The organism is Arthrobacter sp. 10N44_2, from assembly GCF_056394385.1.
The window spans coordinates 328,988-336,909 of record NZ_JBFTHT010000003.1 but is presented as its reverse complement, the minus strand read 5'-3'; the positions used below and the strand labels follow the sequence as shown (position 1 = coordinate 336,909).

Genomic DNA, 7,922 nt, shown 5'->3' with positions numbered 1-7,922 from the left:
AACACGGACAGAAACGGTGACGGCCAGTCCGGCGGTCCGGGGCACAGTGGTCGCCCTGGACCGGGTGGCACCGGAGGGAGCGGCGATGACCCCGCGTTCAACCTCTGGCTCCGGCGGCTCTACACCCACCCCGGGAGCGGGGAGCTCGTGGGGATGGACTCCCGCGCCCGGCTCTTCCCACCCGGGCACCGCCGCTTCATCCAGGCCCGCGACGACACCTGCCGCACCCCCTACTGCGACGCGCCCATCCGCCACCTGGACCACATCATTCCCTGGCACACCGGCGGTGAAACAACCAGCACCAACGGCGCCGGACTCTGCGAAGCCTGCAACCACACCAAAGAAACCCCCGGCTGGACTGCCCGGACCGTCCCCGCAGCAAGAGGCAGCGGCAGCAGGCACACCCTCGAACTCACCACCCCCACCGGCCACACGTACCACTCCACCGCACCACCGTTGCCCGGAACACCGCTTCGGCCACCAGCCGCAGACCAGCCAGGCTCCGAGCCCGGTTCCCGCCAGCTTCACCTGATCCGGATTCGGGCGAAGGCCCTCAAGAGCCGCAAACGCGTTGCCGTCGCGGCGGCCTAAGCGCGATGAAGGCCGTACAAAACATGAGCACCGCACAAACACGAGTGCCGCCGTCGAGTCTTACAACTCGACGGCGGCACATCACCAGGCGCAGTGCCAGGCGCATCACTGGGCCCCGGCCCTCGGCCCAGGAGCCTAAGGTCAGGAGCCTAAGGTCAGGAGCCTCAGGTATGGAACTTTAGGACAACCGGGCGGGCAGCGTCTTTGGCTTGAAGGAAGGCCGGGTGGCCTCGTACGCGGTGATGTCGGGTTCGTGCTTCAGGGTCAGCCCGATGTCGTCCAGGCCCTCGAGGAGGCGCCACCGCGTGTAGTCATCAATCTCGAACGGCGCCACAATGTTGCCGCACTGCACGGTCTTGGACACGAGGTCCACCGTCACCTCGGTACCCGGGGCGTTTTCAAGTTCTTTCCAAATGAGCTCGATGTCATCCTGGGCGACTTCGGCGGCAAGCAGGCCCTGCTTGCCGGAGTTGCCGCGGAAGATGTCGGCAAAGCGGGAGGACAGGACCGTCTTGAAGCCGAAGTCCTTCAGCGCCCAGACGGCGTGCTCGCGGGAGGAGCCGGTGCCGAAGTCGGGACCGGCCACCAGAACGGATCCTGCATTGAACGGCGCCTGGTTCAGGATGAAGGACGGGTCCTTGCGCCACGCGGCGAAGAGCGCGTCCTCAAAGCCGGTGCGCGTGATGCGCTTGAGGTACACGGCGGGGATGATCTGGTCCGTGTCGACGTTGCTCTGGCGCAGCGGGACACCGATTCCGGTGTGAGTGGTGAACTTTTCCATGGCGGATCCTTCGGGACTGTGTGGATCGAAACTGTATGGATCGAAACTGTATGGATCGAGGCTTCGGATCTGGGCGGGAAAGGCGGAGACTACGCGGCGCCGACTCGGACCGCCGCGGACTCCGGAGCAGGGTCCAGATCCGACGGCGAACTCAGGGTGCCTCGGACTGCCGTCGCCGCAGCGACCACGGGCGAGACGAGGTGAGTGCGGCCGCCCTTGCCCTGGCGCCCCTCGAAGTTGCGGTTGGACGTGGAGGCGCAGCGCTCCCCCACCTCCAGCTGGTCCGGGTTCATGCCCAGGCACATGGAGCAGCCGGCGAAGCGCCACTCGGCCCCGAAGTCCTTGAAGACCTTGTCCAGGCCCTCGGCTTCAGCCTCGAGCCGGACGCGGGCGGAGCCGGGCACCACCAGCATGCGCACGGCCGGGTCCTTGGTCCGGCCCCGGATGATGTCGGCGGCGGCCCGGAGGTCCTCCATCCGGGAGTTCGTGCAGGAGCCCAGGAACACCGTGTCCACCCGGATGTCCTTCATCGGGGTGCCGGCCTCGAGCCCCATGTACTGCAGGGCGCGTTCGGCGGCGGCCTTGGCGTTCTCATCGCCGAAGTCATCGGGCGAGGGCACCTTTGCGGACAGCGACACGCCCTGGCCCGGGTTGGTTCCCCACGTCACGAACGGTTCCAGGGTGTCGGCGTCGAGGTCCACCTCGACGTCGAACGCTGCGTCGTCGTCGGTGTGCAGCGTGTTCCAGTATTCGACGGCGGCATCCCAGTCGGCGCCCTCGGGCGCATGCGGGCGGCCGTGCATGTAGTCGTACGTGGTCTGGTCCGGAGCCACCAGCCCGGCGCGGGCGCCGGCCTCGATGGACATGTTGCAGATGGTCATCCGGGCTTCCATGGACAGCGCACGGATGGCGGAGCCGCGGTATTCCAGCACGTAGCCCTGCCCGCCGCCGGTGCCGATCTTGGCGATGACGGCCAGGATGATGTCCTTGGCGCTCACGCCGGGGCGCAGCGTGCCCTCAACATTGATCGCCATGGTCTTGAACGGCTTCAGGGACAGCGTCTGGGTGGCCATGACGTGCTCCACCTCGGAGGTGCCGATGCCCATGGCGAGCGCTCCGAAGGCGCCGTGGGTTGAGGTGTGCGAGTCACCGCAGACCACGGTCATGCCGGGCTGTGTGAGGCCCAGCTGGGGGCCCACCACGTGCACGATTCCCTGTTCGGCGTCGCCGAGGGAGTGCAGGCGGACGCCAAACTCCTGGCAGTTGTTGCGCAGGGTCTGGATCTGGGTCCGGCTGGTGAGATCGGCAATTGGCTTGTCGATATCCAGCGTGGGAGTGTTGTGGTCCTCGGTGGCGATGGTGAGGTCCGGGCGGCGCAGCTTGCGGCCGGCGAGCCGCAGACCTTCAAAGGCCTGCGGCGACGTCACCTCGTGCACCAGGTGGAGGTCAATGAAGAGGAGATCCGGCTGGGCGTTGGCTCCTTCGCCGTCCCCCTTGCGCACAACGTGCGCGTCCCAGACCTTCTCGGCCAGTGTCTTTGCCACGGCCTGCTCCCTTCACTGCGGTAAGTATTGTGCGTTCCGACGGACTATCTCCTCCACTGAACCAGCACAGCCAAGTAATACGCCAGCGCGTTGACTTGCATCTCAGATAATGAGACGTCAATATCATTACATGGACAATTCTAGTGGAGTCGGTGTCATCGATAAAGCGGCCCATGTGCTTGACGCACTTGAGGCCGGCCCCACCACCCTGGCGCAGCTCGTGGCGGCCACGGGACTGGCCCGGCCCACCGTGCACCGGCTGGCTCTCGCGCTGGTGCACCACAGGCTCGTGAGCCGCGATATCCAGGGCCGCTTCGTGCTCGGGAGCCGTCTGGTGGAACTGGCCTCCGCCGCCGGCGAGGACCGCCTCATCGCCTCCGCCGGCCCCGTGCTCATGCAGCTGCGCGACGCCACCGGCGAAAGCGCCCAGATCTTCCGCCGCCAGGGTGACTGGCGCGTCTGCGTGGCCTCCGCCGAACGCCCGATCGGGCTGCGCGACACCATCCCCGTCGGCACCCAGCTGTCCATGAAGGCCGGCTCCGCCGCCCAGGTGCTGCTGGCGTGGGAGGACCACGACCGCCTCCTGGAAGGCCTCCAGTCCGCCCGCTTCACCCCCACCGTCCTGGCCGGAGTACGACGCCGGGGCTGGGGCCAGAGCCTCGGCGAACGCGAGCCCGGTGTCGCCTCCGTTTCGGCCCCCGTCCGCGGGCCGTCCGGCCGCGTGATTGCCGCGGTGTCCATCTCCGGCCCGATCGAGCGCCTGACCCGCCAACCGGGGCGCCTGCACGCCGAAGTCGTCTGCAACGCCGGCCGTGTCCTGACGGAAGCGCTGCGCAAGACCAACGACTAAGTATGCTGTGCCCATGAACAGCTATGCGGTCTTCCTGCGGGGCATCAACGTGGGCGGCATCAATATCAAGATGGCCGATCTCAAGAACGCCCTGAAGTCCCGGCCATTTTCGGGTGTCGTGACCCTGTTGGCCAGCGGCAACGTCGTGCTGGCCAGCGAGCTGGATCCGGCCGGCGTCAAAAAGGAATTCGAGGCGTGCCTGCGGGAAACCTTCGGCTACGACGCCTGGGTGGTGGTGCTCACCGCGGGCCGTGTGGCAGCCCTGGTGGAGGCCTGCCCCTACCCGGCCGACGACGCGTCCACCCATACGTACCTGACGCTCGCCTCTGATGAAGAGGTCCTCTCGGAGCTGCTCGAGGCAGGCAGGGCCTTGGACGGGGCCGAGCTCACCCGGCTGGGCCCGGAAGCCCTGGCCTGGCTCGCCCCCGCCGGCGGCACTCTGGACAGCCCTTTCAGCAAGCTCTCCTCGAAGGCGAAGTACAAGGCTGCCACCACCACACGCAACCTCCGCACCATGATCAAGGTCCGCGACGCCGCGGCCGGGATTTAGGCAGGCCGCATCCGGCCGGCCCCGCACGGACGGCTCACTGCCGACCCGCGGCGGCCTTCAGCGCGGCCGTGAGCTTCGCCAGGCGGCTGAGCTCACGTTCCACGGGCGCCACGACGAGTTCCCCCGCGACGGCGGCGACGGCGGCTGTCAGTCGCTTCCGTGCCACGGCACTGCGTGACGCTGCCGCGGCTCCGGAGATGAACCGCGCCCCAATCGCCAGGACGATGCCCAGCAGCACTCCCCCGGCGATCATCACGGTAGGAACCGGCCAGCCCTGGACCCGTGGGACCTCTGGCACCGGCAGTTGCAGGTAGCCGAGCGCAGCCAGGACTCCCAGCCACGCGAACCCGGCCAGGGCCGTCACCAAGGCGAGCCACTGAACCGCGTTGAACCCACCCCACCACCAGGACTTCCTGCCAGCGGACAACTCTGTGGAGGCAATTGCCTGGTCCAGTGCATCCGGCAGCCGGTCGTTTCCTTCCCGGGCGGCGCCGCGGATGGCCGCCCGCCACGGGCCAGGGGCACCGGCGGACGCCGCCTCAGCGAATTCCCGGACGGCGGCATCGGTCCGCGCCTGTTCCGGCGCCCCGGCAGGCGGCAGCGAGGTCCGGTTCAGCTCAGGCTTGGCGCCCTCGCGGCGCAGGTTCAGACGCCGCAGCGGATCCGGCCGGAATCTGGCCAGCCAGCGGGTCACCGGCCAGCCCGTGCGCCGGGTTGCCTCCAGCCGATAGGACCGGGCGACGGCGTCGACCACCAACGGCACATTGGCGGCCACAGCCAATTCCCCCGCCAGCCGGGCCTTGGCCGCGGCCGTCGCACCTGCGGCCGTCCCGCCACCAGCGGCCGTCGTGCCACCCGTGGGCAGGCCGGACGCCTCGGCAAGCCGGGCGGCGGCCAGCGTGACATCTGCCGCAAGTCGCTGTGACATCGCTTTACGCTGCATCGCCACCTGCCGGATCGCGGCCCGCACCTTGTCCACCCCCGTCCCCAGCACGGCGGAAGCCCCGAGGACCTGAACTTTGTCCAGCCCGTCCCGCGCCAGGATAGCTGTGAGGGATTCCAGGACCGGCCGGACCTCGTGCTCCGGGAGCCTGTCGATTTGGTTGAGCACCACGATCGTCACGGCCCCGTGCGAGGACAGCGGTGCCAGGAAATCGTTGTGCACGGCGGCGTCGGCATATTTCTGCGGATCGAGGACCCAGACGAGGACGTCCACCAGGCCCACCATCCGCTGCACAATCTCACGGTTGGCGGCCCTGGTCGAGTCAAAGTCCGGCAGGTCCAGAAGGATCAGCCCGGTGTCGTCGTCGGCGAACCCTTTGATCGGTGCCGCAGCGTGGCGCTTTCGGACCTCCAGCCAATCCAGCAGCGCATCGCTGCCCTGGACGCCCCAAATGCCCGCCAGCGGCTCGGTGGTGGTCGGCCTGCGCACGGCCGCCGTCGCGATCTCCTCGCCGCTTACGGCATTGAAAAGCGAGGACTTGCCGCTGCCGGTGGCTCCAAAAAACCCGACCACCGTGTGGTCTCCGGACAGCGACCGCCGCGAACTCGCGCGGTCGAGCACCTGCAGGACACCGGCCAGGATCTCCTCCGGGAGGACTCCGGATGCGAGCTCCGTGGCGCTGTTGAGCGCTTCCAGTCTGCGATCGAGCTGGGACGTCTCGCGGGCGGCCCCATGACGGCTCATGACGTGGCCGCCAGCCGGCGCAGTGCCGCCGCATGCCCGGCAATGGCTGAGGGCGGCACGCCGCCGTCGACCTCCAGCCGGGTCAAGAACCGCCGGCACTCCGCAGCCAGCAGGCCCTGGCACCGCAGATGCAGGTCTTCGCGCGCGGTCCGGGCAAGCCGGCGGACGGTGTCCTCCCCGAATACTGCCTCCAGGAGGCGCTGACCCACGACGGCGGTGCCGCCGGCAACTCCGATCTCAAGCCCGGTCAGGCCCGCGGTCATGGAGAACACCACAATCATCAAGGCAGCGCCGAGGCCGTTGATTCCGAAGGACAACCAGCGGGCCTGGGTGCGCTTGCCCTGGCCTTCGGTGCGGATGAGTTCCATCAGGCTCCCCTGCCAAGCGCGGATTTCGGCCGCCACAGCATCCGCGAAGCCCTCGGAGGCACCGGAAAGATCGTCGGTGCCCAGCACCTGCCTTCCGGCGGGGTCTGAACGCCACCGCTGGTCGGCGTGCTCGGCGGCCTTGGCGGCTTGATCGACAATGACCGCCTGCAGTCCCGTTTCGATCGCGGTTTCCACCCTGACCGCAGGCGCCGGTTCACCCCGGACGAACGCGCCCACGCGGTCACGGAAGCGTCCGATGTTCTGTTCCATGGCGCGGAAGAACTCCCCGGTCCCGACGAAGTCCTGCCAGCGCGCCAGCACTTCGCCGCGCAGCAGTGCGCCGTCGCGGGTGGCCTCGAGGATCCTGGCTACGGCGTCGTCATAGGCGTTGCGGGCGTCGGCTGCGAGAACATCGGCTGCGTGCTGCTGTTCGGACAGCGCCCGCTCCGCCACGTCGGCGCGGTGGGCGAGGGCGAGGAGGGTGCCGTTGAGGGGTGCGCCGGGCGATTCCGGCCCGTCCCGCGGCGTCCCCGGCCAGCTTCCCGAGCCAAACGCGCAGCGGCTCGACGGCCTCTGCCGGAAGCATCCCCGCGGCATCCAGCGGCAGCTCCGGAACCACAAACAGTTTGGCGGCCCCCAGCCCTTCCCGGCTGAGCATGGCCTGCAGATCGGCGCTAACCTCCGCTTCCGCCGCCGGCGGCACCCGGTCCAGGACCACGGCCACCATGATGTCGCGGGAGGCCGCATCCAGGAGCAGGCGCCAGGGCACGGCGTCGGCATACCGGTTGGCTGTGGTGACAAACACCCAGAGGTCTGCGGCGGCAAGCAACTGCCCGGCCAGCTGCCGGTTGTTCTCGGAAATGGAGTCGACGTCGGGCGCGTCGACCAGGGCGATTCCGGGCGGGACCGCGGAGTCGGATACCAGGAGCAGGGAGGTCACCGGGCCGGGATCCAACGCCGCATCAGCCGGGGCCGGCGCCCGGCCGTCCACGAGGGCACCCCGGATGCGGCCCAGGGCCGGCAGCACCCGCTGGCCCTCAAACCAGGCGGCGTCGGCGGGATGGTGCAGCAGGATGGGCTGGCGGGTGGTGGGGCGGATCGCACCGGCCCGCGTGACGGGGTGGCCCACCAGGGCGTTGACCAGGGTGGATTTTCCGGCCCCGGTGGAACCGCCCACCACGGCCAGCAGGGGCGCGTCGAGGCTGCGGTACCGGGGCAGGATGTAGTCATCGAGTTGAGCCACGGCCCTTCGAAGGTCCAGACGGGTTTGGTCCGTCCCGGGCAGGGCGAGCGGCAGCCGGAGGGCCGCGAGGTCCTGCCGCACTGCCTCCAGGAGGGCCACGCCTGTTGCGGCCCCGGGGCCGGTTTCATGGGAGCTCACTGCATCATCATGCCAGTTCAGAACGTGGTTCCTGCGGGGGCGCCGCTGCGCGGAACCAAAGCGCCATGCGCAGCGCCTAGCGGGACTCGGAGCGCCCGGCAATACGCCGGCGGACGAGTCTCGCCTGGAAGCCCAGCCATCGGGGAAAACGAAAAACGGCCCCGGGCTGA

6 protein-coding genes and 1 pseudogene are annotated in these 7,922 nt (G+C 69.0%); 3 read left to right on the top strand and 4 right to left on the bottom strand.

Annotated elements, in window-relative coordinates:
• Nucleotides 1–591: HNH endonuclease (locus tag AC1DBX_RS06035; protein WP_476931279.1), on the top strand; the 591-nt coding region annotated here is incomplete at its 5' end.
• Nucleotides 592–769: 178 nt separating this feature from the next.
• Here the strand turns inward: AC1DBX_RS06035 and leuD are convergent.
• Nucleotides 770–1,372, bottom strand: coding sequence for a 3-isopropylmalate dehydratase small subunit (gene leuD / locus AC1DBX_RS06030; RefSeq protein WP_018773513.1), 603 nt, complete (start codon nt 1,370–1,372; stop codon nt 770–772).
• An 89-nt stretch (nt 1,373–1,461) separates the two neighbouring features.
• A complete protein-coding gene (gene leuC / locus AC1DBX_RS06025) occupies nt 1,462–2,916 on the bottom strand; it encodes a 3-isopropylmalate dehydratase large subunit (protein ID WP_223916419.1) in 1,455 nt (484 codons plus the stop codon).
• A gap of 130 nt (nt 2,917–3,046) precedes the next feature.
• On the opposite strand from leuC, the gene AC1DBX_RS06020 reads away from it, so the two are divergent.
• The gene (locus AC1DBX_RS06020) at nt 3,047–3,766 is read left to right on the top strand and encodes an IclR family transcriptional regulator (protein ID WP_026266447.1); all 720 of its coding nucleotides are present in this window, start codon (nt 3,047–3,049) and stop codon (nt 3,764–3,766) included.
• Nucleotides 3,767–3,779: 13 nt separating this feature from the next.
• A complete protein-coding gene (locus AC1DBX_RS06015; RefSeq protein WP_230008516.1) occupies nt 3,780–4,316 on the top strand; it encodes a DUF1697 domain-containing protein in 537 nt (178 codons plus the stop codon).
• 34 nt (nt 4,317–4,350) lie between these two features.
• Here AC1DBX_RS06015 and AC1DBX_RS06010 read toward each other — a convergent pair whose 3' ends face one another.
• Together AC1DBX_RS06010 and AC1DBX_RS06005 are read right to left on the bottom strand one after the other, a co-directional pair.
• A complete protein-coding gene (locus tag AC1DBX_RS06010; protein ID WP_476931278.1) occupies nt 4,351–6,003 on the bottom strand; it encodes a GTPase in 1,653 nt (550 codons plus the stop codon).
• Nucleotides 6,000–7,773, bottom strand: a pseudogene (locus AC1DBX_RS06005) (dynamin family protein). Before AC1DBX_RS06005 ends, AC1DBX_RS06010 begins: the two are co-directional and overlap by 4 nt.
• Nucleotides 7,774–7,922: the final 149 nt, after the last annotated feature.